The following is a 25,665-nucleotide window of genomic DNA, read 5'->3' as shown; positions in this document are numbered from 1 at the left end:
CTTGTACCATCATAAACCACCATTGGTAAATAGTTTAAGCCCCTTTGATGCCTGTTGGAAGAATGGGAATATTAAATGGTAAAAAAATAAACGCACCATCTATTTTAAAAAACGCACTATAAAAGCATTGGGTATCAATAACGCAGTTTTTTTGGAAAGGCTATTTAGTTCGGCTATTTTTGAGTTGGGCGTCACTTTAAACTGTCCATATGCCGAGACGAAGAAACTTAAACGGAATTCCTCATAATATCACACGAAGCTTTTTTGGGACAGAACGCTATTGGAATTGTGGATATATGGGTGATTGGTTATTAAAAGCAGCAAGACGATTGAGTTTGAAAGAAGCGTCTTTAAATGTTATGGACGCAACTTTTTATCCTGAACAATTAAACTTGCATCCTTTGACAGTTAATGCTAAGACTTTAAAAACAATAATTGACAAAGAACTTTTAGTAAATGGTTTTGACAAAGACTTCTTTGTTGAAGCAAAAATTGATTTCAAATTTCCAGACCCAACCATTTATAGAACGACAATTTATTGCTTTCCATATTTGGTAGACAAAGAAGGCAAAATATACAAGACAAAACGTATTATTGAAGAAGGACTTGAAGATGACTTTGACCCATTTAACGAATTGAATGTATTCCCAAAAAGTAAGGCAACTTTTATAGACAAATTGAAACGATTGTTTGGTTGACAACTTTTGAACTTGATAATTGCAATTTATTTTTTTCGTTCGGTACGAATGCCACCCCAAACCACCATTGGTAAATAGTATAAGCCCCTTTTATACCTTTTGGAAGAAAGGGAATATTAAATGGTAAAAAAATAAACGCACCATCTATTTTAAAAAACGAACTATAAAAGCATGGGTTATCAATAACACATTTTTTTTGGAAAGGGTATTTAGTTCGGTTATTTTTGAATTGGATGTTATTTTAACGGAACTATATCATGAAGTTCAACTTATTCAAACGAAATACTAGTAACATGATTAAGCCTTCGACAAAAGTCTATAGAAAGCAAATAATCGAAGGGTTTTCAATTCCTGCAATTATTCATAATATTAATTACTTTTTTGTGGACTTAGACGTTTATGAAAATGGTCGAGTTCACTGCTGGAACTTTGAGGATTTCGAACATTTTAAGAAAGATGTGCAACGAGGATGGGTTGTCTTAAACATTCCGGACAATAATGACATTTCAATTCACGGTTTAGGTAGTTGGACAATTGAAAATGGAAGTTGGTTATTTAATAAAAAGACATTTATTGACTATGTACAACGTTTAATTAAAGAACTCAACCCAAGTTTGGAAAACATCTTCAAGTATAAAGAGAAAAAAGTAAATGGCATCACAGTTGGCGAAAACGGGGGTGGGATAATTTATAAAGAGAAAAAAAAGACGCCTAATAGTTTTTTCTCGGAAAAAGTAAATGGCCAAAGTATAAACTTATTCTATAAGACAACTGCTAATTTTCATTTAATAAAAGTCAACCTTTTTGCTGACGGCACATTGCAGCTTTCACGACTTGAAAATCCGATTGATTTGAGTATTGAAGAATTTGAAAAACTTATAATTGAGAATAATTTAGTAACCGAAATTCCAATTGGCTCCACTGTTTATATTTATGGCCTTGGAGAATTTTCAATTAAAAAAATGTTTTATAATGCAAACATTCAAGACAAACTTTTAGAAATAAAAGATATTCAAAGACAGTTAAAAGGCGAGCCTACCACAATAGAAATCTGTAGGCAAGCACATGAAAAATATTTAAAGAATCCAACACTGGAAAATAAAGAACAATTGAGAGTCGCTTACGAAAATGTACCTGACCATCAAAAAATTTATGTGGGTGACATGGACACAAAAGATATTGAAGTAAGAATGATAATTTACGGTGAACAAGAAATTCAAAATTGGTCACATTACATATTAGCAAAAGAAATGGGTGAAGAATTGCCTACAATTACAGTTCCGAAACCCATAGATGAAAAAAACAACAGCTAACACGGGTATCTTGCAAAAGCAGGGCTGAAGGAAAAACAATCGGCGGTAAATCGCTAATAAACTTCGGTTCGGGCAGGCACAGCAACAATCAGCAGCAAACGTTTTTTTCCCTGCTGCCGTCTTCCTCATTCTGCCGCAAGTATTCACCCAAGCCATAGCAGCGTTGGGTACTTATCCCATCCCAAACCACTTTCGTAAATAGTATAAGCCTCTTAGATGCCTTTTGGAAGAAGCAGAATATTAAATAGTAAAAAAATTAACGCACCATCTATTTTAAAAAACGCACTATAAAAGCATTGTTTATCAATAACGCATTTTTTTTGGAAAGGCTATTTAGTTCGGTTATTTTTGAGTTACCTGAAAGCGTAAAAGACCGTAATGACCGAAAAAATTAAGGATATAGTAACACAAATTGACCGAGAAATTCGGAAGGAAAAGTCGTTTGACTTTCACGTAATTAGTTACGACGGTTGTAGGTTGACAATTGCAGGCAGTACGGACTTAACATATTATCACAAGCTGGAAATAATATTTGATGACGTGTTTTTTGTTTCGGGAGTTTTCGGTGGTTGGCATTCAGACACTGAACGTGTAGTTTTTTCGCTGCCTGACAATGAAAAAGATTTAAATCAAAAGTTTGAAATTGAACAAGGCTACGAATTGTTTATATTCAAAGCGGACGATTACAAAAACGACTTTATTATTGCTGCAAAAACTCTTTCTTTCAATACTGACACTGTTTTTTATTATGACAGAAGAGACTTGAAGGAAAATGAAAGGATTTCTTAACATGTAAAAAGAACTGTCTGAAATAAACTGAATCAAAATCTTAGCAACTTGACGAAAGATAAAAGGTAATCTATGCGAAAAGGAACGCCAGCAGGTAACAGTATGTTTATAAAATTATGGCTTCGCCTTTGTTGGTCGCCTGACCAACAAAGAATTTTCGCCTTTCCCTGCTGCCGTCCCCGCCAACAGCTTTCGCTTTAATCTTCACTTCGGTAAAGCTGCGTACACCATCCAAACGCACAAGAGTGCGACGCAAGTAAAGCTGCTTTCTGCTATTGTGCCGGGCCCATAATGGCTGTATACAACCCATTTTTTAAGCTTAACAACACAATATGGCTGCTTTGTTGCATATTCTTTAGATTTGCACACATAATTATGACAGAGATATTGATCATTTTCGCCCTGATTTTATTAAATGGTGTTTTTGCTATGGCAGAAATAGCATTGGTCTCGGCAAGAAAAGCAAGATTAGAAGCCCAGGCAAACAAAGGCGATGCCAAAGCTAAAGAAGCCCTTGAACTGGCTACACACCCCGAAAAATTTATTTCTACCACCCAAATTGGTATTACGCTTATCGGTATTTTAAACGGTATTTTTTCCGGCGATACCCTTACCAGGGAACTGGCCACTTATTTTAGTGGTTTTGCCATATTAGAACCATACAGCGGGGCCATTGCCACTACCGTAGTGGTAATTTTAATTACTTATTTTTCGCTGGTATTGGGCGAGTTGGTGCCTAAACGCATTGGGTTGAATAACCCCGAAGGTATTGCCAAAAGTTTGGCAGCGCCTATGCGTATGGTTACCAGGCTTACCTACCCATTTATTTGGTTGCTTACCAAATCGAGCAATATTATAGTACAACTTTTTAAGCTAAAAGGCAACGATAACCAGGTTACAGAAGAAGAAATTAAAGCCATTATAAGCGAGGGCACCGAACAAGGCACTATTGAAGAAACCGAACAGGAAATTATAGAAAGGGTGTTTCACCTGGGCGATAGAAATATTACCTCGCTAATGACACACCGTAGCGATATTGTTTGGCTGGATATGAACAGTACCGTGGCAGATATTAAAACCACTGCCGATGATAATATCCACTCCGTATACCCCGTTTGCGATAAGGATGTAGACCATGTAAAAGGCGTAATTACCCTAAAAGATATTTTTAGGGCCAGCAAAGAAACCCAGTTGAAGGACCTTATGCGGGCCGCCACCTATGTACCAGAAAATAATACGGCCTACCATTTATTAGAGAAGTTTAAACTTACCAAAACACATTATGCATTTATTGTGGATGAGTATGGTACCTTACAGGGCATTATTACCTTAAACGATATTTTGGAAGCTATTGTGGGCGATATTTCGGAACCACACGAAGAGGATTATGAAATTATAAAACGGGATGATGGCAGCTACCTGATTGATGCCCAACTACCCTATTATGATTTTCTGCGCTATTTTGATAAAACAGAATGGATTGACGAAGGTGAACAGGAAGAGTTTGATACACTGGCCGGTTTTATACTACACCACCTGGAACGCATACCCGCCACCGGAGATAAAATGAAATGGCGCGGCTTTGAGTTTGAAATAATTGATATGGATAATCACCGTATTGATAAACTGCTGATACAAATTCCAGAAGAGCTGCGCAAACAATTAGAAGACGAATAAGGCACTGCTTTTAGGATAATCCAGCTTATCGCTTTGTTCATTGCTGTTTACTTTTAGGTGCATCAGGTTTATTTGCTTGTCACTGTAATCGTGCAAAATAGTATTCTCTACACTAATTTTTTGTACGGCAGCAATATTATCTACTTCAAAATAGGTCCAAATGCTTTCGCTTTGCTGCTCATAACCCACATATGCAAGGGTTACCCGCCTTCCATTTACCATTAGTTGCAGGTGTTGTTGCAGGTATTCTTTTACAAACCCATTCATTTGCTGGGCATTGGCAGGGTGCAGTATATCAATTTTTGTTTCGGGATGGTTTTTGCGAATGGTATTTTCAAAATCATCGGTAAAAATGCGTACGCTTATTTCCAGCGATTTTTCTTTATTGTTATAATTCACATCCGTCATAGACACAAAAAACGGGTGAAACATTCCTGTGCAGGCTATCAACAGCCATTGGTACAACATATTTGCCATTTAGCTAACTTTATTTTACTGGCACAAAAGTGCAGTTTAATTTGTAGGCTTTCATCAATTAAGCGTTAAAATCTTATTTTAGTGCTTATAATTATCTGGCCACCAATAGCTGCAGCACATGAGTGATTTTAGTATTTTCTTTCCAATGGGCATTGAACATATCACAGACCTTTCAGGAATAGATCATATACTATTTATTGCCGCACTTTGTTTACGCTATATTTATACCGACTGGAAAAAGCTACTGATACTTGTTACCGCTTTTACCATTGGCCATTCTGTTACCCTGGCATTAAGCACGTTGGATATTATTCGCTTTTCGCAACCCTTTACTGAGTTGTGTATTGCCATTACCATTTTAATTACCGCCATTAATAACTGCTTTGTAAAGGATTTCAGGTTTAACGCCAAATACCCTACCATTTATTTCTTTGCTTTGTTTTTTGGATTAATACATGGGCTGGGTTTTAGCACCTTATTAAAAAACATGCTGGGTAAAGACCAAACTATTGTATGGCAATTGCTTAGCTTTAATGTGGGTTTAGAAGTTGGCCAGCTAATAATTGTTAGTGGGGTTTTGCTTATATCTTATTTAATAGTTAGTTTGCTTAAAATAAACAGAACCAGTTATCTAGTATTTGTAAGCGGCGGTATTGCAGCCCTGGCCCTAGAAATGGCCTTGCAGCGTATACCGGATGTATACCCGTAGCCGTTTTTTTGTTTATTGGGCTGCAGTTCAGGCATTAGGCATCGTTGTGTCACTCACTTGTACGGCAACGCTGTGTGCAGCTTTTAGCTGTTAGCCTTTAGCTATTAGCTAACAGCCAATGGCTAATAGCTATTCTGCAGTACAGGTTTCGGGTTCAACATTGCATGTAAATAACATAGCACTTTTAGTAAACAACATTGCATATTTTTTTAGTATTAAACACATATACACATGAGAAAACTGCTTTTTTCCCTTACAGCATTAGGCTTGTTTTGTATGGCCCAGGCGCAAAACATACAAAACAACCCGGGCGCTAATCACGGCAACAAGTTTGAGCAATTGGGTACTATTTTGCCTACGCCCAACGAATACAGAACCGCCAGCGGTGCACCAGGCCCCAAATACTGGCAACAAAGATGCGATTACGACATTAAGTGTACGCTGGATGAAGTAAACCTGAAATTAAAAGGTAGCGAAACCGTAACCTACATTAACAACTCACCCGATGTGTTAACCTATTTATGGTTACAGCTGGATGAAAACCAGCATAGCACCGTTAACAATGCCGGCTACCAAACCAGCTCGTCGCTTAGTACCAATGTAAATATTAGCACGCTGGATAATATGGAGGAGCAAAAAACAGATAATGGCTATGGCGATATCATTACCAAACTTACTGATGCCACCGGCAAAGCACTAAAATATACCGTTAACAAAACCATGATGCGGGTTGAGTTGCCGGCTGCCTTAAAACCAGGCCAGCAATTTATTTTTAACCTGGACTGGAATTATAAAATACCCGACCGTGGTGGTAAATTCCAAAGCAGCCGTGGTGGATTTGAATTTTTTCCTGAGGATGGCAACTATCTTTTTACCATGTCTCAATGGTATCCGCGCCTATGCGTGTACAGCGATTTTCAGGGCTGGCAAAATCACCAGTTTACCGGTAGCGGCGAGTTTGCATTAACTTTTGGCAACTTTAAAGTACAAATGACGGTACCTGCAGACCATGTAGTAGGTGGTACAGGTGAATGTCAAAACTATGCACAGGTATTGGATGCTACCCATTTTGCCCGCTGGCAAAAAGCACAAACTGCCAAAGAACCTTTACAAATATTTACTTTGGATGAAGCTAAAAAAGCAGAAACCCAAAAAAGTACCGCTACCAAAACATGGGTATTTAAAGCCAATATGGTACGCGACTTTGCCTGGACATCATCACGCAAATTTATTTGGGATGCCATGCCTGCTTTGGTTGAGGGTAAAAAAGTAATGTGTATGAGTTTTTATGGTAAAGAAGCATATGGTTTATATAGCAAATATTCTACTAAAGCCGTAGCACATACCATAAAATCCTATTCTAAGTTTACTATTCCTTATCCTTACCCTGTAGCGCAAAGCGTAGAAGCCAGTAATGGTATGGAGTACCCCATGATTTGTTTCAACTTTGGAAGAACTGAAAAGGATGGCACTTATAGCGAAGCCACCAAAAATGGTATGCTGGGTGTAATTATACACGAGGTTGGCCATAACTTCTTCCCCATGATTGTAAACAGCGATGAAAGACAATGGACATGGATGGATGAAGGTTTAAATACTTTTTGTGAATACCTGGCTGAGGAACTTTGGGATAACAAATTCCCTTCCCGCCGCGGACCGGCATTTACTATTGTTGATTATATGAAGATGCCTAAGGACCAATTAGAGCCTATTATGACCAATAGCGAGAATATTATTCAGTTTGGTCCAAATGCCTATTCAAAACCGGCAACGGGTTTAAATATTTTACGTGAAACCGTAATGGGCCGTGAAATGTTTGATTATGCCTTTAAAACCTATGCGCAACGCTGGGCTTTTAAACACCCTACGCCGGCAGATTTATTCCGCACAATGGAAGATGCCAGTGGCGAGGATTTGGATTGGTTTTGGAGAGGCTGGTTCTATAGCATTGATGCCTGCGATATTGCTGTTGACAGTGTAAAAGCAGCCAAACTGGATATTAATGGAGTTGTAAAACCAATGATGCCATTTGGTATGGGCAGACAAAATGCTGATGGCTCAAGAAATATTGACAAACCCGCTGTAAACAGTTTTGATGATATTTCTAAAATTAGAAACAGGGAAGATAAGGGCATACAGTTTTTAACAGATGTTGATACTAGTTTAAGGGATTTTTACTGGAGATATGACCGTGGCCTTGAAAAGTATGATTCAGCAACTACATTCAAATTAACGCCAACCCCATTGGAAACATTGGATGATGCCACCAAACAAAAATATGCCAACAAATTCCTGTACGAGATTTCCTTCTCTAATAAAGGTGGTTTGGTTATGCCGGTTATAGTAGAATTTACATTTACTGATGGCACCAAAGAAGTAGACAGAATTCCAGCTCAAATATGGCGCAAGAACGAAAAAAATATAACCAAGGTATTTTTAAAAGATAAAGAAGTAGCATCTATTCTGCTTGACCCGCTAAGAGAAACAGCAGATATAGACCTTAACAATAACAAATGGCCAAAAATTGAAACTGTTAGCAATTTCAATTTGTTTAAAACCAAACAGGCTGCACGTGGGCAATCGCAGGGTTTAAACCCTATGCAGAATGCGAATAAAAACAAATAGCATCAACGCATAAAAAAAGAGCTTCGGTTATTCCGGAGCTCTTTTTTTATATAATCAACTATAGTATACACATCAATCTTCAAAGTCAACTACCGTAAACTGCTGTTCCATTGCAAGGGAATGTTGATTGCACATGGCTATAAATTGTGGGCCATAGCGGGCATACAGGCCTGCTATATTTTCTACTCTCTCCTGCAAGCTATTGCCCGGGAATAATGCGGTTTTTATTTTTTGCACCTGATCTTGTTCTGTTGCAAATTTTCTTTTTTCAGCCCGCAGCATTTTCTTTTGCAGTTGCGCTAAATGCTTTTCGGTTTTGGTATATAAGGCCAGCACATGCTGTTCCAGGGTTTTATCCACCTTTCCGGCAAGTTGGTGTAGCTGATTGTACACCATTTTAATTTGCGCCATTTCCTGCTGCAGGGAAATGGTATTGGTTGATTGCGCTGCCACAATTTGATTCATTATCTCAAATTCCGGTTTAAAAATATCTGTTGTAGCAAGTGACAGCGCGTTTATTTTATTTTGCCATTTTTGTGGTATATACAAAAAGGAATTTCTTAAAATAAGCACCGGATAAGGCACAGCCACTGCTTCAAAAACAGCTTTTAATTCCAGCCAATAAGCAAGTTCGCCTCCACCGCCAATAAAAGCAATATTGGGTAAAATCGTTTCCTGAAAAACACCTCTTAAAATCACATTGGCGCTAAAACGTTCCGGATGCTCCTGCAGTTCCTGCAATATAGTTTCCTGTGAAAAGCTTAGCGCTAATGCTGCAATTACAAACTGGTTATCTACAATCTCTATACGCTCTCTTTTATTGTTGATGAGGTAAAACAAATTCAGTTCCCTGCCTGCTGCCTGCACTTTATACAAGGCATCCAGTTTTTCCAGGGTAGGGCTTACCGCCTTATTGGAAAAGCGGGTGGTTAGTTCTTTTTCAACCACACTATGAAATAACTGTTTCAGTTCAGGGTTATCGGGAATAATAACCAATAAGCCATAGGCGCCAAATAATGCATTAACCAATGCCAATGTGGCTTGTTGAATGGTGGTGCCCGGCTGATACACTTTGCGAAACAGTTCAATAATTTCGTTGCCAAATGGCAATACGCCCAATTGGCCCTGCATGGCATCTATAAGGCTAATAAAAGATTTATCTACCTGCATACGGCCAACAGCACCGGTTTGGTTGGTTTGCCAGCGATAAGTGATGCCATCAATTTGTATACTGCCCAACTCATCTAAATCGGCATCTTCGCTACCCATATAATATACCGGCACAAAATGATAATGAGGCATTTGTGCGGATAATGCTGCAGCCAGTTTTATAGCATGCAAAATTTTATACATAAAAAAAAGAGGGCCTGTAAATATATTGGGTTGGTGTGCTGTGGTAATGGTGAACGTGTTGGCGCTGCGTAAATGTTGAATATTTTCTGCCACTTTGGGGTTAATATCAATTGGGTGATATTGCGTTTCCAAAGCTTTTACCAATACATCCCTTTGTTGGGGGAATTGTTGCCTGGCAGTAATAGCATCCTGAATACCTTTAATATTTACCTGATGCTGGTAAAATGGCTGTAATGCCGGGGCACCGCTAATATAATCTGTTGCCAGTTTTGAAAAATATCCCGTTTGTTCATATGATACATGCGTACAATTAGATTCCATGAAATAGTATTAGCAGGGTAAAATTATGTGTTGGCAAGTTATAACGAATCTTTGTTGTATATACAACCATTCAACAAACTTTCACATTTCGAAAGCAGCAATGCCTGGTTTTACTGCTTTATTTTCGGCATGTCTGTTGGTGATGGCTATTTACAAACTTTACAAATGTACATGTTGGCTGCAATGCAACAGGTTAACCGGAGGCGGCTTATGCTTTTAATTCATAAAGTAACTACCTATTTTAAAAACAGCTGCGTAAAGCGCCGAAAGTACAAGCGTGCGACGCAAGCAAAGCTTAATCTATAGTTTTTTGCCTGACCAAACATTACACTATTGCCAAAAGCCTATTTGGCGTTTAGGTTAACGGTTTTGCGTTCAATTCTTTTTTGGTAATTGGTTCCCTGAAAAATGCGGTGTACATATACGCCAGCCACATGTATGGCATCGGCATCTAATTCGCCGGGGGCTACCAGTTCTTCTACTTCGGCAATGGTAATGGTGCCGGCTTTAGCCATTGAGGTAGAAAAATTGCGTGTTGTTTTACGAAACTGCAGGTTGCCCAATGTATCACCTTTCCATGCTTTTACCATGGCAAAATCGGCATGCATAGCATACTCCATTAAGTGCATTTTGCCATTAAATGCTTTTACTTCTTTGCCCTGGGCTATTTCGGTACCGTAACCGGCCGGGGTATAAAATGCGGGAATACCCATGCCGGCCATTTGTATTCGTGTAGCTAAAGTGCCTTGCGGTATCAGCTCTACCTCCAGTTCTCCGGAGAGCAGTTGCCGCTCAAATTCGGCATTTTCGCCAACATAGCTGCTCATCATTTTTTTTATTTGCCGGGTATGTAATAGCAGTCCGAGGCCAAAATCGTCTACCCCGGCATTATTACTGATACAGGTTAAACCGCTAACTTTTTTTTCTACCAGCGCATTTATACAGTTTTCGGGAATGCCACATAGCCCAAAACCGCCAAGCATAATGGTATTATTATCCCTTACATCAAAAATGGCTGCTGCGGCATTGGCAAATACTTTATTCATATGTGAGAGGTTAGAATAACAAAATTACCTTAGTTATGCGAATGAGTTGACAACCAAATGCAGCTATTTATTGTAGCCTGTTAAACATGTCCATACGCCTGCGATTGGAATAATTACTTACAGAATCGAGTAGTATTTTATTTTTATCGGGGTGGGATTCATAATAATGGTAGCTATTGTAAAATTCGTCTTTGGTGATGTTGTGAATGGCAAACACCTGTAAAAAAAGCTCTTTAGAACGTTTTGCCATTTTTGCGGTATCGGTAGTAAAATTATTTTGCGCCATTTCTCCGGCACGGATCATATCCCACATAATCACTTTCATTTTATCTATGCCAATAATATCTCCGGGTATATCATTATCGGAAGAGCAGGCAGCAAAACTTATAATAGCAAGCAGGAGGATAAATGGTTTCATAATTTATTTTAATTCGGCCCTGTATTTTGCTGAGTTACTGATATCAATTTTTGAGAGGGCTTCTATGGCTTTGGATTTTGTGGAGGGATCGGCCTTTTTAAATATCCCAATAATTTCATCGCTACGCCCCTGCAAAAAGAATTGCAGGATCATGGTATTGGGGTTTTCCTGGTTAAAATCCTGCCATTGATTTAATACATTTAATACATTAATTCTTGCAGTTGCCTGATCGCTGTACAGCATATCCAATCCGGTACGATAATAGCCATAGAAGATATCGTGCAGCTGGTTGAATTTGGTATTATTTAAATTATTGGCTAACCAGTAACGATTACGTACCCCATCAAAAATTTTCCATCCGGTAATGCTTTTGTCTTCCGGTGCATTGGTTACAATATTTTGTGCCTTTTTAAAATATTCTTCCCCACCCTTTGCACTAAATGAATCATAGTCAAGACCCAATATTATATAAACATAATAAGCAAATACGGCTGTTAAATTACCTACCAATGGCTCTGAGCCACTTACACGGCTTTCATTAAATTCTATTGGCTGAAATTCCTGGTATTTAAAAGTAAGATCTACATCCTGATAGTTAACCAATGGACTTTGGTAAGAGGCATTATATACCGGCCTTCCTACCTGCACAGTTAGCGCTGCCTTATAAATATTATCATCCGTTACGCTTTGCAGGTTTAAAAGGAAATTGCATTGTAGTTTTTCCTGTGGTTGAAATACATCTTTTGTCCATTTTCTGCTATTGAGAAAATTGGTAAGCTGGGTTTGCAAAGTGGTAAATACATTCTTATTTACTGTACTTCCTATTTGTTGTGAGAGTACGGTAACTTTTGCCTGTAACTCTTGTGCATTAGCATTATTGTACAATAAGCTGCCAAGCAAAATAAGCAAAACCGAATATTTCTTACCCATGTATTTTATTAATAATTAGATGAATAATTTCGCCGGCAATATCTTTTTTTGATGCCAGTGCTATTGGATAGTTATTTCCATTTCTATCAAATATGGTAACCTTATTGGTATCAAAACCAAAACCTGCATTTGCATCCCGAAGCGAATTTAATACAATCATATCGGCGTTTTTTGATTCCAGTTTGCCAATAGCATATGCATTTTCGTTATTGGTTTCCAATGCAAAACCTACCAATAACTGATTATCACGTTTTACTGCGCCCATTGCTTTTAGAATATCTTTTGTTTTGGTTAGTTCTATCACAATGGCTTCACCCGCTTTTTTTATTTTTTCATCTGCAACTACTGTTGGCGTATAGTCGGCCACTGCTGCACTCATTACGGCAATATCGCAACTTGTAAACCGGGACATGCAATTATTGTACATAGCTGCTGCATCAGTAACGGCTATCAGCTCTATGCCCTTATATTGTATGCTTTGGGCAGTAGGCCCGGTAACCAGACAAACTTTTGCGCCCTGCAAATAAAAGGCTTCTGCCAGCGCAAAACCCATTTTACCAGAAGAGTGATTGCCTATAAAACGTACAGGATCTATTGCCTCGTATGTAGGGCCCGCAGTAATTAATACTTTTTTGCCATTTAAAGCCGTACCCCTGAAAAAATGGGTAATGAGATACTCCACAATAGTTTCTGGTTCTGCCATACGGCCCTCGCCAATTAAACCGCTTGCCAGCTCTCCGTTTTCTACAGGGATGATGGTATTTCCATATGATTCCAGCAAGGCAATATTTCTTTTTGTAGCGGCATGATGCCACATATCTTCATCCATTGCAGGCGATACTACCACCGGGCAGGTGGCAGATAAATACACGGCCAGTAATAAACTATCGCATTGGCCATTGGCCATTTTAGACAGGGTATTGCAACTTAAAGGGGCAATAAGCATAACATCGGCCCAACGGCCCAGCATTACATGGTTTGCCCAGGTATCTTCCTCAAAAAGGCCTTCCAGCACTTTATTGCCAGATAAGGTAGATAGCACCAGCGGCGAAACAAAATTCCTGGCACTTTCTGTCATTATTATTTTTACTTCGGCACCGGCTTTTACCAATAGCCTAAGCAATAAAATAGATTTATATGCAGCAATGCTACCCGTTATTCCCAATAATATTTTTTTGCCTTTTAGCATAAGTAAATACTAATTTAAAATAGGTTTCTATCTGTTAACAATAAAGTTTCGCCTTTTATAAACTGCCTCTAAAGTAGGCATTTACCAGAAATTGGCTTATAGTATAAAGTTAATTTCTTTACAGGCAAATATGCACTACATACGATTTGAATATATGTTACTTACAATTCGGAAATTATTAGCCGGGCAGTTGTACTTAATGTGGCTTTACTTGCGTCGCACACTTGTGCTTTCTGAACCTGAATAAGCTTTTAGCAGGTAGCCATTAGTTATTAGCTAACAGCCAATGGATATGCTGCAGTAAAAGAGTGCGACGCAAGTAAAGTTTAATTCCTGTTCCTGTGCCGGGCTCATAAAAAAACAAAAAGCGGCAGTGGGTACTGTCGCCTTTACATATTAGATGAGTAACAACTATCTGAAAAGATCGTCTTCGTTGTTATTACGGTAGTAAATTTTGTTTTCCATAAACTCCTGTGTGGCAAGTATGGATGGATTGGGCATTTTTTCGTAGGCCCTTGAAATTTCTATTTGTTCTTTGTTTTCATGAATTTCTTCCAGGCTATCGGTATGTGTTGCAAACTCTTCCAGTTTGTTATGCAATTCTTCTTTTAAAGAAATATTTATCTGGTTTGCCCTTTTGGCAATTACAGCAATAGAAGCATAAAGGTTGCCCGTAGGTGCTTTTATTTCAGCAAGGTGTTTAGCTTCAATTACGTTGCTGGTATTACCGCTTAGGTGTTTCCTTAATTTGTTCATTTTGCAATTTTTTAATACTTGTTTCTGATAATGATTGAAAATTTTTAATCTCGCCAATCAGCTTACTGTCTGCAAACCTGTCGTTAAATTCTCTACATTCTGCAATTACCTTTTCAAAACGTTCGGTTTGTTTGTCCAGTATACTTTCTTCGGCATATTTATAATAGGCTTTTACTGAAGCCAGCTTATATTCATCGCTTTTGTCAGAGTCGGGATAATCTTCATTTAAAGCAGCAAAAGCAACAGCAGCTGATTTAAACCGGCCCAAATCGTAATATAACTGGGCACTTTTAAATTCTTTCAGCTCCAGTTTTTTGCGGCATTGATCAATGATATCGGTTGCATCTTTTACCCTTGACGACTCCGGATGTGTATTTACAAATGCCTGCATCAATGATATTGTTTTTGATGTAGGGGTTTGATCCAGATCTACTTTGGGCGACTGTTTAAAATAACAGTAGCAACGCATATAATCGCACTCTTCTACCTTTGTGCTGTTAGGAAAATTTTCTGTAAATGTTTTAAATAAGCTCTCGGCATTTACAAAATCCTTTTGGTTATAGGCACAGTAGGTATATTTATAAAACATATCCTCGTACTTATCTGACCCTTTATAAAAAGGCATAATATCTTCAAAAACCTGTTGGGCCTGGTTGTATTTTTTTTGAACATACAACTGCTCGGCCATTTTGAGTTTATACTCATTATCCTTACTTTTCAGCACTTTACCTAACTTAGAAGTGCAGGAAGCAAAGAGTAACGACACCAAAACAATCTGTAAGAAAATTTTCATAAAAGTGTGCAAAGTTATGTAATTGCGGCAAATTATAGCATAGAAAATTGCAAAAGCAGATAATGCAGTTAATTAAATTATAAAAAGGCTTTTACACGCCTGTTTTGCCATTTAGGGCAGCAAAATTGATTTATGGTAAAAAGAAACATGTTTTGAATGTAAATTAAAACAATGAAACAGACTGTTATTAGTCTATTTTTGCAATCCCAAAATAAAAAAAATGAAAAAAATTTATTTATTCTTATTGGTATTATTGGGCTTTTCTGGTGTAATTAATGCCCAAAACGATCCAAACGCTAAAAAAGTATTGGATGGTGTTAGCAACAAACTAAAGACATTAAAGGGTGTAAATGCCAATTTTTCTTACACCACCAAAGACAGAAATAATGTAGCCAAAGGATCGGTTAAAGGCCTGATTAGTATAAAAGGACAGAAATACTATATAAAACAAGGCACTACCGAAATTTTTTGTAATGGTGCCAAAGTGTGGAATTTTAATGGCGAGGATGAAGTAACCGTTGCCGATGTAGACAATGAGGACAATAAAACGCTTTCTCCGCAAAAACTACTTACCAATTTTTACGATCAGGATTTTACCTATAAACTGGTTTCCAGCAAAGGCAGTTTTCATGAGATATTAATGATACCCACGGACAAACGTAAAAACTTTAAACAGGTTACCATTTTTATTGATAAAGCCAAAAGCCTTATTGCAAAAGCCAATGTGGTGGATAAAAGCGATAACACCATTGGTTTTACCTTATCCAATATTGTTACCAATGTTGTTATACCCGACACCAAATTTATGTTTGATGCGGCTAAACATCCGGGTGTAGAAGTGGTTAACCAATAAAATAATTACTATTTATACGCAAAGCCCTTTACGGGGCTTTTTTTATGCTTACAGGTTTGTAATGCTTTTGGGCTCTAAAAAAGCTGCCTAAGGTTATAAACGTACAAGAGTGCGACGCAACGGATGACCAATAGTATTGAATTGCCGGGTACATAAAAAACAAAATCTGCGCAGCCATTGCATCATTTGATAGGCATGGCTATAGATGTAAACCAACAGGGCTGCCAATTAACAACTAACTTGCGACTTATTATATACTTATGACTTTTGAAGAATTAAACTTAAACAGGCCTTTACTTACCGCTTTAGACGAGTTGGGTTATAAGCATCCTACCACCATTCAACACAGGGTTTTTCCAATTGTTATGTCGGGCAGGGATGTATGTGGTATTGCACAAACAGGTACCGGTAAAACCTTTGCCTACCTGTTGCCCTGTATAAGACAATGGAAATTTACCAAACAAAAAGACCCCCAGATACTTATTGTAGTGCCTACAAGGGAACTGGTGGCACAGGTTGTAAAAGCAGTAAAAGACTTAACCCCCTATATGAGCCTGATTGTTACGGGCGTATATGGCGGGGTAAATATTAATACCCAGAAAATTGAACTGGAAAAAGGGGTTGATATATTGGTAGCCACCCCTGGCAGACTATACGATTTGGCCATGAGTGGCGCTTTTAAAACTAAATCGATAAAAAAACTGGTAATTGATGAGGTAGACGAAATGTTGAATCTGGGTTTTCGTACCCAATTAAAAAACATCCTTGATTTATTGCCACCGAAAAGGCAAAACCTAATGTTTTCTGCCACAATTACCGGGGATGTAGAAGCCCTGATAGACGTATATTTTAACGACCCCATTAGAGTGGAAGCCGCCCCAACAGGCACGCCTTTAGAGAACATTATTCAAACCGGTTATGCAGTACCTAATTTTTATACAAAGGTTAATTTGCTGGAATTGCTGCTAAGCGAAGATGCTTCCATGACCAAAGTATTGGTATTTGCCGCCACTAAGGCGCTGGCCGACCAGCTGTACGAACAACTGGAAACCAAATATCCCGGCAATTGTGGGGTTATACATTCCAATAAAGAACAAAATCACCGTTTTAATACCGTAAAGCAATTTCAGGAAGGTAATTACCGCTTTATTATAGCCACAGATATTGTGGCAAGAGGTATAGATATAGCCAAGGTAAGTCATGTTATAAACTTTGATACACCCGATGTACCGGAGAATTATATACACCGCATTGGCCGTACCGGCAGGGCAGATAAAAAAGGTATCTCCATCACTTTTATTACCGAAAAAGAAATGCCTTTACTGGCAAATATTGAAAGCCTGATGAAATACCAGGTGCCCATGGCCGCATTGCCTGCCAACCTTGCCATATCAACTGAGTTAACCGAGGACGAACAGCCCAAAGTGTACATGAAGACCATGTTGGTAAAGCCGCCTAAAAAATCAGAGGCCGGACCGGCATTTCACGAAAAATCGGCTAAAAACAGCAAGAGCAATGTAAAAGTCTCCAGAAAAGATAAGATGATGAAAAAGTATGGCAAACCCTATAAAAGAGGGCAAAAGAAATAAGTGGCCATTATTTTTATGTACCCGGCAGTTGATGATGCATTCAGCATCCGTTGCGTCGCACTCTTGTACTGCAACGCAGTATTGTGCAAATAAACTGCCTTAATACTTTTCAATTAAATCAAGTGCCTGTTCTTCTATATCAACATTTTTAGCAGCAAACCCAATTTTACGGCTGCTAAAAAATAAAAGTATCCATGCCAATACAACACAGGAAGCCATAATACCCGTTAAAGGCATGGCATTATGTGGGGTAAATAAACCCACAGCAGCAGATGCCAGCGCCCCCATTCCCATTTGTATAGCGCCCATTAAAGCAGATGCACTACCTGCATGCCTGGTAAAAGGTGCCATAGACAATGCCGATGAATTGGGAAAATTAAATCCCTGACAACTGAGGTAAATAAAAATCAACCCGATAGTGCTATACAAATTTAGCCAACCCAAGGCAGTAGCCGCAAAAAGAAACATGCCTGCTAAAGTTTGAATGGTTAATGTTAACTGTACAATTTGCTGACTGCTATATTTTTTCAATAACCAATTATTAAGCTGGCTGCTGGTTATTAAACCTGCGGCAATTAAAGCAAATATGCCACCATAGGCCTGCTCGCTGGTGCCAAAATATTCCATAAAAACATAAGGCGAGCCTGCCAGGTAAGCAAATAAACCGGCAGAGGAAATGGCACCCGTTATAGCATAAGTAAAAAACTGCGGTTGCTGTAAAACAATCCTAAAACTGGCCAAAATTGTAGCAGGTTGTAAAGAATAATCCGGATCTGGTTGTTTGCTTTCGGGTAAGCCGGCTACCACCGCAATAATAAGCAAAACGCCCAAAATAGTTAATAAAATAAAAATACTGTGCCAGCCATAATGGGTAACCATATAGCTGCCGGCCGTAGGTGCAATTATGGGCGATACACCCAAAATAAGAATCATGTAAGAAAATATTTTAGCACTTTCTTGTACCGGGAACAAATCCCTTATAATGGCCCGGGGCGCTACCATACTTACACAACCGCCAACCGCCTGTAAAAAACGTAATACTATTAGCAATTGCACAGATTGGGTAAATACACAGCCAATGGTAGCCAGCACATATAATACCATGCCTGTATATAAAGGTCTTTTTCTTCCATACCTGTCTAATAATGGACCGCATAATACCTGGCCAATGCAAACCCCAATAAAAAAACTGGATAAAGAATAAGAAACAGTTTCTATAGAGGTATTCAGGTCTTTTGCAATGGCAGGAAAACCGGGCAAATACATATCAATAGAAAAAGGGGCAATGGCCGATAAAAAACCTAATATCAGAATTATAATGGTTCTGTTGTTTGCATTCATATTAATAGGCAGTAGTGGTAAGCCGTAAAAATAGATGCTTTATATAAGCGGGCAATAAATAAAGCAGGTTGATTTTATTTTCTATGATTACTGCTGTAGCCTATTCAACTCAAAAATGGGCGGACAAATACAGTCAATCGAGTTGCATAAAAATACCATTGAGCGAATAAAGCGTAAAAACCATTAACCTAAAATATCAATTAATCTTGTGGCCTATCGTTTAAGTATTGGGGGATGGCAAAAAATAAACAAGGGTTTCAATTGCTTGAAACCCTTGTTTTTATTGTGTGGGAGTTGACGGGATCGAACCGCCGACCCTCTGCTTGTAAGTCCGAGTTTACCCTCATTTCCTGCCTTCCTTTGTTTTCATTTGTTTCATAATTAATTGATTATCAATAATTATTTTTCTTTTGTTTTCCTTTGTTGCTACATTGTTTAGTATTATTTAGTATCTTTATGGTCGCATTTTTGGTCGCATTTACTAAATTATCTTATCATGACTGAGCAAAAAGTAACCGTTAGTTTCTATCTCGAAAAGACGAAACCTAACAATGAAGGCAAGTGTTTAATTAAAATGGTGGTGTATTGCAACCCATCTAAAAAACGATATACTACAAACTGCCATGCAACAGTTTCCGAGTGGGAAAAAATCAACAGTTCTAATCTCAGAGATAAGGAATTAAAAGACATCAAAAACAACCTTGATGCTAAACGCATCAAAGCCGAAAAAATAATTGAGCAGATTGACCCGTTCTCATTTGTAGCTTTTGAGGAAGCATATTTCAGTAATACGGTAACTAGAAAAAATACTTCTTTACAACACTGGTTCGATGATTACATTACAACACTTCACACCAAAGGCAGTGTTGGCACCGCCATTGGGTACAGAACAACTATTAATTCAATCAATGGATTCAAAACAGGCTTGCATTTGCAAGATATTACTCCAACGCTTTTAGAAAACTATGAAGCTCATTTACTAAAAGATGATAAATCCAATACTACCATTAGTATTTATGTAAGGCAATTAAGAGCCATCATTAACCAGGCAATTGCCGCAGGGGTATTTCCCCAGGAACGTTATCCTTTTAAAAAGTATGAAATCCCATCTGGAAGAAATGTAAAAAAAGCACTTACGGCAAATGATCTTAAAAAGCTGCTAAAACACAAACCAAAGAAAGAGGATGAAAAAAAAGCCTTAGATTTTTGGATTTTATCCTACCTATGTAGCGGTATCAATTTTGCCGATATTATAGAGTTAAAGCCTGCAAATATTGAAGGGGACTACCTGCATTTTATTAGAGCAAAAACGAAGAACACAAAGAAAAAAGATTTACGTCCAATCCGTGTGGGCTTGCATCCAAGAGCATTAACCATCATAAAGAAATGGAGAAACAAGGATAGCAGCAATCCTTACTTGTTCCCCGTACTTGAACCTGGTCTAAAACCAATCACGGTAAAGCACCGGTGTCAGCGCTTCATTAAATGGGTAAATAAAAGGATGGAGTTAATACGGCTCGATCTGAAAATAGAGCAAAAGGTAGGCACGTACGCAGCCAGGCACTCATTCTCGACCGTAATGAAAAGAAAAGGTGTTTCAACCGAGTTTATTAAAGAATCACTGGGCCATAGTTCGGTAGCAGTTACCGAAAATTATTTGGACAGTTTTACCGATGATGTGAAATTGGAGTACACTAACCTTTTAACCAAATTGTAATGGAAATAAAAATTTTCAATAACATCCTGTTTGGCAGTTTAAAACCGTGGCTTATAGATGCCGGCAGTACAAAGCTGTTTGCAGAAAATCTTAAACATGCCGGTTCAAAAATTGCTATAACAGAATTTGAGCTTGTGCAACAATTAAAAACTTTGTTGCAGGGCAAAGCAGATTTAATTGCCTGGTTAAACCAGCAGCCGGCCGATAAAAATATGGTTTTACTGGAGCCCTATTATTTCACAGACCTGCCAGCTTTTAACGATACACTGAGCAAATACTATAGCCAGGTTATTGGGTTAGAAGCAAAACGTGTTTTCAACCGTTTTAAAGCTTATTCAGAAACCCTTGACAATCAAATAGACATTATTTACAATACAAACATTCTTTTATCCAGCATTAAAACGCTCCTCAAACAAACCATTGAGGAAATTGAGGACAGAGGATTTGAGGAAAAATCCGATAAAAGCAATAGCCTTGTACCTTTCACACTACAATATTTAAAACACAACTTAACTGTTTTATTTCTTAGCATCCAGGCAATTAATGAAGAACATCTGGAACAAATTTTCACCCCGGAGGATTTTCACTTGTTAGAGTTGGAGCAACCACTCAGTACAATGCAGGAAATTCACTTTATGTTACCTGATCCCATCGAGCAAACTCAATCCAAATCCAAACCCAAAAAATTAACTTTCGGCTACAAAGGCGATGAAGCCAGACTGAAAAAAGTTATCATTGAATTAACCAATCAAATTCAATTGGTAGATAGGACATTTTCAAAAGCTGAAGATTTATCCAATTTGCTTATTTCAAAAAATATCGTACCAAATACTCCTGTAATTCATATTGGTTGTGAAACAACTCAATTCAGATTTATACTGGAAAAACTAAAATTGCACTTTCACAATCTAACGTTTTCAACAGTTGGCAATTCTAGCTTATTTAAGTCAAAAAATGACACCATTATTAGCTCACAATTATTGTTCTCTAGTAAATTGGCCAATTACAAAAATGAAGACGAAATCACTGAAATAATAGCCAAACTCAAATAAAAAGGTTGAGTTCATTGAGTTAAAAGGTTGAGGTATCAATACCTCAACCTTTTTGTTTTTAAGTCGAAGTTTCTTGCACTCAAAATAAAAATATTTTAAGATGCTAAACGAAACATTAATTCTCGACAAGCTCTCCCTTATAGCAGATAAGCTGGATGAGCAAAACAGGCTGCAAAAAAATGTGTTGAACTTCAACGAAGCCTGTAAACACATCGATGCAAGTCCTTCGCACTTGTACAAACTCACAAGTACAAGACGCATTCCCCACTTCTGCCCGGAAGGCAAAAAGCTGTTCTTTAAAAGAGATGAATTAGATAATTGGTTGCAGCGTAACCGCCAGTCAACCAAAGATGAAATTGCCGAACAGGTTAACCAGGAACTGGCCAGCCAAAAACGCAAAAAATAATTCCCTCAAAAAAGAAACGCTAAAATGGCAACAGCAACAATATTTAAAAACTTTACTATTCCGGTAGAAAATAAATCACTCTTACTAATAGCTAAAGATATTGCATCCGATAAGTACAAAGCAGAGGTAGAAGAAATTCGCCAACTGAATGCCGATGGCAAAACAGAAGAAGCGGGCAATAAGAAAAAGAAATTGTTAGCCTTCACTCCGTCCGCTGTATTCAGCGAGAAAAGGCAAATGCCTTTCCTTACAATGTACAGCGGCTTTGTGCATCTTGATTTTGACAAGCTCACGCCTGACCAGTTGGAAGCAGCTTACAAAGTAATTGCCGAAATCCCTTACACCTTCTTATGCTTTATCAGCCCCAGCGGCAATGGGCTCAAAGTGTTCATTGAGGTAAATACGGAAATTGAACACCACGACATTGCCTATCTACAGGTGCAGAAGCATTACGAAGATGCAATAAGATTAAAAGCAGACCCAAGCTGCAAAGATGTTACCAGGCTTTGCTTTGTCAGCCACCATCCGCAATTGTATAAAAACATTGAAAATAGAAAGTTCATTGTGGACCTGCCGGATACCGCGGCACCAGTAACCCCAGTTAATGTTCCGCCGGTTGCCCCAATTACATCATCAGAAGATACCGAAGCGGAAGACTTAAACACAGCTTTCATATTTCAACAACAAATTCTTTTCACTAATCAAAAATTAAGTTATGATAACGGAAATCGTAATAACTATTTGTATCTATTGGCTTCTAATTGTAATCGGGTTGGTTTATCACAATCCGATACTGCAGTTCTATGTACACAGCATTTTGACCTATCTGAAGGAGAAATTAAAGCTGCCGTAACCAGCGCCTACAAACACCACTTGGGCGAACATAAAAAGTTTCAATCCAAAGCAATAGCAGCGCTCAATGACGAACAACAAGAGGAAATACAAATGCCAACCCTACCGGATGATATTTTTAACACTATCCCGGATTATTTGCAACAAATTACAAACGTAGCAACCACTAAGGAAGAAAGAGATATTTTGTTATTAGGATCATTGGTTACGTTAAGTGTAGCCTTGCCCAAAATAGTTGGTAAGTATGGAGACAACCCGGTAAACACCAACCTGTTTATTTTCATTTCTGCAAAAGCTTCAGGTGGCAAAGGCATTTTAATCCATTGCAGGAAGTTGGTAGAGCCAATTCACAATGCTTTAAGAGACCAGGCTAAATTATTAAAGAAGCAGTTCGATGCAGAAATGCTCGATTACAACGCCAATAAAGGCAAAGACAGCACCATTGAAAAGCCCGAGAAGCCACCTCAAAAAATGCTGTTCATTCCGGCCAATAACAGTTCAACCGGCTTCTTTGAACTATTGAATGATAGTGATGCAAGAGGCATCATTTTTGAAACCGAAGCCGATACGCTCTCTAAATCTTTCAAGTCCGATTATGGCGATTACAGTGATGGTTTTCGCAATGCCTTCCAGCATGAGCCACATTCATTTTATCGCCGTACGGATAAAGAATATGTAGAAATAAAACGCCCTTGTTTATCAGTAATGCTATCAGGCACCCCACGCCAAATAAATACACTCATACCCAATGCAGAAAATGGTCTGTTCAGCAGATTTATGTTCTATGTAATGAATATGAAGCTGGTTTGGAAAGATGTATTTGCTTCTAAGACCGAGGAAGGATTAGATGTACACTTTGGGAAACTCGGCAATCAGTTCTATAGCCTATACCAAACCCTCCAGTCCTCACCCGAAATCCAGTTTACACTTACACCCAATCAGCAAGCCCAATTCAACCAATACTTCCAGCAAATACAGGTGTATTACTACACCATACATCAGGAAGATTACATTGCATCCGTACGCCGATTAGGCTTAATAGCCTTCCGTATAATGATGATTTTTTCAGCACTAAGAATGATGGAGGATGGCGATATTCCAGCAACACTTACTTGCAGCGATATTGATTTCGATAATACCCTTAAAATGATAGCTGTTCTTATCAAACACAGCAGCTATGTGTACAATCAAATTGCACAGGAAGCACATCAGGCAAAACCAAAAAACCGTAAAGAACAATTCCTGGAAAGCCTGCCAAAAAACTTCAACCGCCAAACTTATGTGGCCATTGGGTTAAAACTCGGCATCCCAGATAAAACAGCGCAACGCTACATCAAAGAATTTGTAACTGCAGAAATCATTCAAACCCCATCCCATGATTGTTATATGTACCCAACTTCACAGCTTCCAAATCAACCAACAGGTTGAGGATTTGAGGATATAAGGAATAACTGCCTTTATTTTCTATCCTCCGTCAACTATTACCTATCAATTTCCGCTTTACCTTCAAGGATCGAGACATACTTTCACATAGAGTCTATCGAAATGCCCAAATCCTCATTTCCTCACTTACTCACCTTCATAGTCAAACTATCTTCATACAGCTTGTATATTAAAGTAAGCTCAAAGCCTTACTTCTTTCCTTTGTTTGTCATATTATATTCTTACATTTGTTTTTGTTTAGTCAAAGTATAACTTTACTATCATGAGCAAAAAATCATTACAGATACAACAGCTTAATAGCAAAATGCTGGCTTTCGCTAGTTTACAAAAGGTAGCGCCCCCACCAACCGGATGGATAAAAGCCATTCGTAACGCTATTGGTATGAGTATGTTGCAATTGGGGAAAAAGCTATCTATTACCAAACAAAGTGTGCAGGATATTGAACGCCGGGAAAAAGACGGCTCCATTTCCTTAAAGGCATTACGGGAGGCGGCAAGGGCCCTCGATATGCAATTGATATATGGCTTTGTGCCAAACGATGGTAGTTTGGAGGCATTGATAGACCGCAAAGCAACAGAACTGGCTAAGCAGATTGTGCAGCGTACTTCCAACAGCATGAAACTGGAAGACCAGGAAAACTCAAAACAGCGTATTGAAAAAGCAATTGAAGAAAGGGCAACCATCATTAAAAACGAAATGCCTAAAACCTTATGGGATTAGACCTTGATTATATAGATGGGCAAACACCGCTGGATGAAGATGAAAAAGAAGGCTTGCTTATAAAAACAATTGCAACCCGTGGCGAGTTGGATGAGTTTGAGCAACAGAATATAGAACAGGCTGTGTTGTGGTCACTGAACCGTTCCTTTAAAGCAGAGGCTGTTTTTACGGAAGGTTTTATACGTGGATTGCACAAGCGTATGTATAATAATGTTTGGGCATGGGCTGGTGAGTTTCGTAAAACAAATAAAAACATTGGGGTAGATAAATGGCAGATACCAACCGACCTGAGAAACTTGCTCGACGATAGTAAGTTTTGGTATGCCAATAACACGTACAGCCCCGATGAACTAACCATCCGTTTCAAACACCGGTTGGTAAGCATTCATTGTTTCCCAAATGGCAATGGGCGGCATAGCCGGTTAATGGCCGATATTGTGATTGAGAAAATATTTAAGCAACCGGTTTATACTTGGGGTGCAGCCAATCTGGTAAAGCAGGGAAATAGCAGAATGGATTATCTTAATGCAATAAAAGCAGCAGACAAAGGAGATATTCAACCATTAATAAATTTTGCAAGAGCATAAACAATAAAAT

The 25,665-nt window shown here is 38.3% G+C and carries 24 protein-coding genes; 14 read left to right on the top strand and 10 right to left on the bottom strand.

The features are described 5' to 3' along the window. The first annotated feature begins 209 nt into the window (after positions 1 to 209). The 3 genes from GD597_RS20440 to GD597_RS20430 all read left to right on the top strand — a co-directional run bounded on the left by GD597_RS20440 (position 210) and on the right by GD597_RS20430 (position 2,800). Entirely contained in the window at positions 210 to 698 is a 489-nt protein-coding gene (locus GD597_RS20440; protein ID WP_171609775.1) for a hypothetical protein, read from the top strand. A 293-nt stretch (positions 699 to 991) separates the two neighbouring features. Continuing rightward, positions 992 to 2,011, top strand: a complete 1,020-nt coding sequence (locus GD597_RS20435) for a DUF7638 domain-containing protein (RefSeq protein ID WP_171609774.1) — start codon at positions 992 to 994, stop codon at positions 2,009 to 2,011. A 378-nt stretch (positions 2,012 to 2,389) separates the two neighbouring features. Beyond that, complete coding sequence (locus GD597_RS20430; protein WP_171609773.1) at positions 2,390 to 2,800, top strand: hypothetical protein; 411 nt, start codon at positions 2,390 to 2,392, stop codon at positions 2,798 to 2,800. A gap of 106 nt (positions 2,801 to 2,906) precedes the next feature. Here GD597_RS20430 and GD597_RS20425 read toward each other — a convergent pair whose 3' ends face one another. After that, positions 2,907 to 3,056 (bottom strand): hypothetical protein, encoded by a 150-nt coding sequence (locus GD597_RS20425; RefSeq protein WP_171609772.1) that lies wholly within the window; start codon positions 3,054 to 3,056, stop codon positions 2,907 to 2,909. A gap of 119 nt (positions 3,057 to 3,175) precedes the next feature. Between GD597_RS20425 and GD597_RS20420 the strand changes: the two genes are divergently transcribed. Further along, positions 3,176 to 4,477 carry a hemolysin family protein gene (locus GD597_RS20420; RefSeq protein WP_171609771.1) on the top strand — a complete coding sequence of 434 codons (1,302 nt, stop codon included), beginning with the start codon at positions 3,176 to 3,178 and terminating at the stop codon, positions 4,475 to 4,477. On the opposite strand, the gene GD597_RS20415 is transcribed toward GD597_RS20420, so the two are convergent. After that, complete coding sequence (locus GD597_RS20415) at positions 4,463 to 4,954, bottom strand: DUF6702 family protein (protein ID WP_171609770.1); 492 nt, start codon at positions 4,952 to 4,954, stop codon at positions 4,463 to 4,465. The genes GD597_RS20420 and GD597_RS20415 overlap by 15 nt on opposite strands. Positions 4,955 to 5,072: 118 nt before the next feature. On the opposite strand from GD597_RS20415, the gene GD597_RS20410 reads away from it, so the two are divergent. Together GD597_RS20410 and GD597_RS20405 are read left to right on the top strand one after the other, a co-directional pair. Continuing rightward, a complete protein-coding gene (locus GD597_RS20410) occupies positions 5,073 to 5,663 on the top strand; it encodes a HupE/UreJ family protein (RefSeq protein ID WP_171609769.1) in 591 nt (196 codons plus the stop codon). A 231-nt stretch (positions 5,664 to 5,894) separates the two neighbouring features. Beyond that, positions 5,895 to 8,288: a M1 family metallopeptidase gene (locus GD597_RS20405; RefSeq protein WP_171609768.1), complete on the top strand. Its 2,394-nt coding sequence runs from the start codon at positions 5,895 to 5,897 to the stop codon at positions 8,286 to 8,288. 72 nt (positions 8,289 to 8,360) lie between these two features. Here the strand turns inward: GD597_RS20405 and bshC are convergent, their stop codons facing one another. The 7 genes from bshC to GD597_RS20370 form a co-directional block, all read right to left on the bottom strand. Next, a complete protein-coding gene (bshC, locus tag GD597_RS20400) occupies positions 8,361 to 9,962 on the bottom strand; it encodes a bacillithiol biosynthesis cysteine-adding enzyme BshC (RefSeq protein WP_171609767.1) in 1,602 nt (533 codons plus the stop codon). 344 nt (positions 9,963 to 10,306) lie between these two features. After that, positions 10,307 to 11,008 (bottom strand): CoA transferase subunit A, encoded by a 702-nt coding sequence (locus GD597_RS20395; protein ID WP_171609766.1) that lies wholly within the window; start codon positions 11,006 to 11,008, stop codon positions 10,307 to 10,309. A 67-nt stretch (positions 11,009 to 11,075) separates the two neighbouring features. Next, positions 11,076 to 11,426, bottom strand: a complete 351-nt coding sequence (locus GD597_RS20390; protein ID WP_171609765.1) for a DUF4296 domain-containing protein — start codon at positions 11,424 to 11,426, stop codon at positions 11,076 to 11,078. Positions 11,427 to 11,429: 3 nt separating this feature from the next. Further along, positions 11,430 to 12,356 carry a type IX secretion system protein PorD gene (gene porD / locus GD597_RS20385; RefSeq protein WP_171609764.1) on the bottom strand — a complete coding sequence of 309 codons (927 nt, stop codon included), beginning with the start codon at positions 12,354 to 12,356 and terminating at the stop codon, positions 11,430 to 11,432. Further along, a complete protein-coding gene (coaBC, locus tag GD597_RS20380; protein ID WP_171609763.1) occupies positions 12,349 to 13,545 on the bottom strand; it encodes a bifunctional phosphopantothenoylcysteine decarboxylase/phosphopantothenate--cysteine ligase CoaBC in 1,197 nt (398 codons plus the stop codon). Before coaBC ends, porD begins: the two co-directional genes overlap by 8 nt. A gap of 411 nt (positions 13,546 to 13,956) precedes the next feature. Continuing rightward, entirely contained in the window at positions 13,957 to 14,301 is a 345-nt protein-coding gene (locus tag GD597_RS20375) for a DNA-directed RNA polymerase subunit omega (protein WP_171609762.1), read from the bottom strand. Next, positions 14,270 to 15,094 (bottom strand): outer membrane protein assembly factor BamD, encoded by an 825-nt coding sequence (locus GD597_RS20370; RefSeq protein WP_171609761.1) that lies wholly within the window; start codon positions 15,092 to 15,094, stop codon positions 14,270 to 14,272. The genes GD597_RS20375 and GD597_RS20370 overlap by 32 nt, the downstream gene beginning before the upstream one ends. A 220-nt stretch (positions 15,095 to 15,314) precedes the next feature. Here GD597_RS20370 and GD597_RS20365 point away from each other — a divergent pair, with 220 nt between their 5' ends. Further along, complete coding sequence (locus GD597_RS20365) at positions 15,315 to 15,947, top strand: LolA family protein (RefSeq protein WP_171609760.1); 633 nt, start codon at positions 15,315 to 15,317, stop codon at positions 15,945 to 15,947. A gap of 260 nt (positions 15,948 to 16,207) precedes the next feature. Further along, positions 16,208 to 17,536, top strand: coding sequence for a DEAD/DEAH box helicase (locus GD597_RS20360; protein ID WP_171609759.1), 1,329 nt, complete (start codon positions 16,208 to 16,210; stop codon positions 17,534 to 17,536). A 99-nt stretch (positions 17,537 to 17,635) separates the two neighbouring features. Here GD597_RS20360 and GD597_RS20355 read toward each other — a convergent pair whose 3' ends face one another. Beyond that, positions 17,636 to 18,877 (bottom strand): multidrug effflux MFS transporter, encoded by a 1,242-nt coding sequence (locus tag GD597_RS20355; RefSeq protein ID WP_171609758.1) that lies wholly within the window; start codon positions 18,875 to 18,877, stop codon positions 17,636 to 17,638. A 496-nt stretch (positions 18,878 to 19,373) separates the two neighbouring features. Between GD597_RS20355 and GD597_RS20350 the strand changes: the two genes are divergently transcribed. The 6 genes from GD597_RS20350 (at position 19,374) to GD597_RS20325 (ending at position 25,655) form a co-directional block, all read left to right on the top strand. Then, a complete protein-coding gene (locus GD597_RS20350; protein ID WP_171609757.1) occupies positions 19,374 to 20,594 on the top strand; it encodes a site-specific integrase in 1,221 nt (406 codons plus the stop codon). After that, on the top strand, positions 20,594 to 21,646 hold the full coding sequence (locus GD597_RS20345) for a DUF6617 family protein (RefSeq protein ID WP_171609756.1): 1,053 nt from the start codon (positions 20,594 to 20,596) through the stop codon (positions 21,644 to 21,646). Before GD597_RS20350 ends, GD597_RS20345 begins: the two co-directional genes overlap by 1 nt. A 100-nt stretch (positions 21,647 to 21,746) precedes the next feature. Beyond that, positions 21,747 to 22,052 (top strand): helix-turn-helix domain-containing protein, encoded by a 306-nt coding sequence (locus GD597_RS20340; RefSeq protein WP_171609755.1) that lies wholly within the window; start codon positions 21,747 to 21,749, stop codon positions 22,050 to 22,052. A gap of 24 nt (positions 22,053 to 22,076) precedes the next feature. Continuing rightward, positions 22,077 to 24,332 (top strand): DUF3987 domain-containing protein, encoded by a 2,256-nt coding sequence (locus tag GD597_RS20335; RefSeq protein ID WP_171609754.1) that lies wholly within the window; start codon positions 22,077 to 22,079, stop codon positions 24,330 to 24,332. Between the two features lie 277 nt (positions 24,333 to 24,609). Beyond that, positions 24,610 to 25,068, top strand: coding sequence for a mobile mystery protein A (locus GD597_RS20330; protein ID WP_171609753.1), 459 nt, complete (start codon positions 24,610 to 24,612; stop codon positions 25,066 to 25,068). Continuing rightward, positions 25,059 to 25,655, top strand: a complete 597-nt coding sequence (locus GD597_RS20325) for a mobile mystery protein B (protein WP_171609752.1) — start codon at positions 25,059 to 25,061, stop codon at positions 25,653 to 25,655. Before GD597_RS20330 ends, GD597_RS20325 begins: the two co-directional genes overlap by 10 nt. The last annotated feature ends 10 nt before the right edge of the window (positions 25,656 to 25,665 follow it).

The organism is Limnovirga soli (genome assembly GCF_013106755.1).
Classification (GTDB): domain Bacteria; phylum Bacteroidota; class Bacteroidia; order Chitinophagales; family Chitinophagaceae; genus Limnovirga; species Limnovirga soli.
Note: the sequence above shows the minus strand (reverse complement) of the source record. Positions and strands in the feature narration are given on the sequence as shown.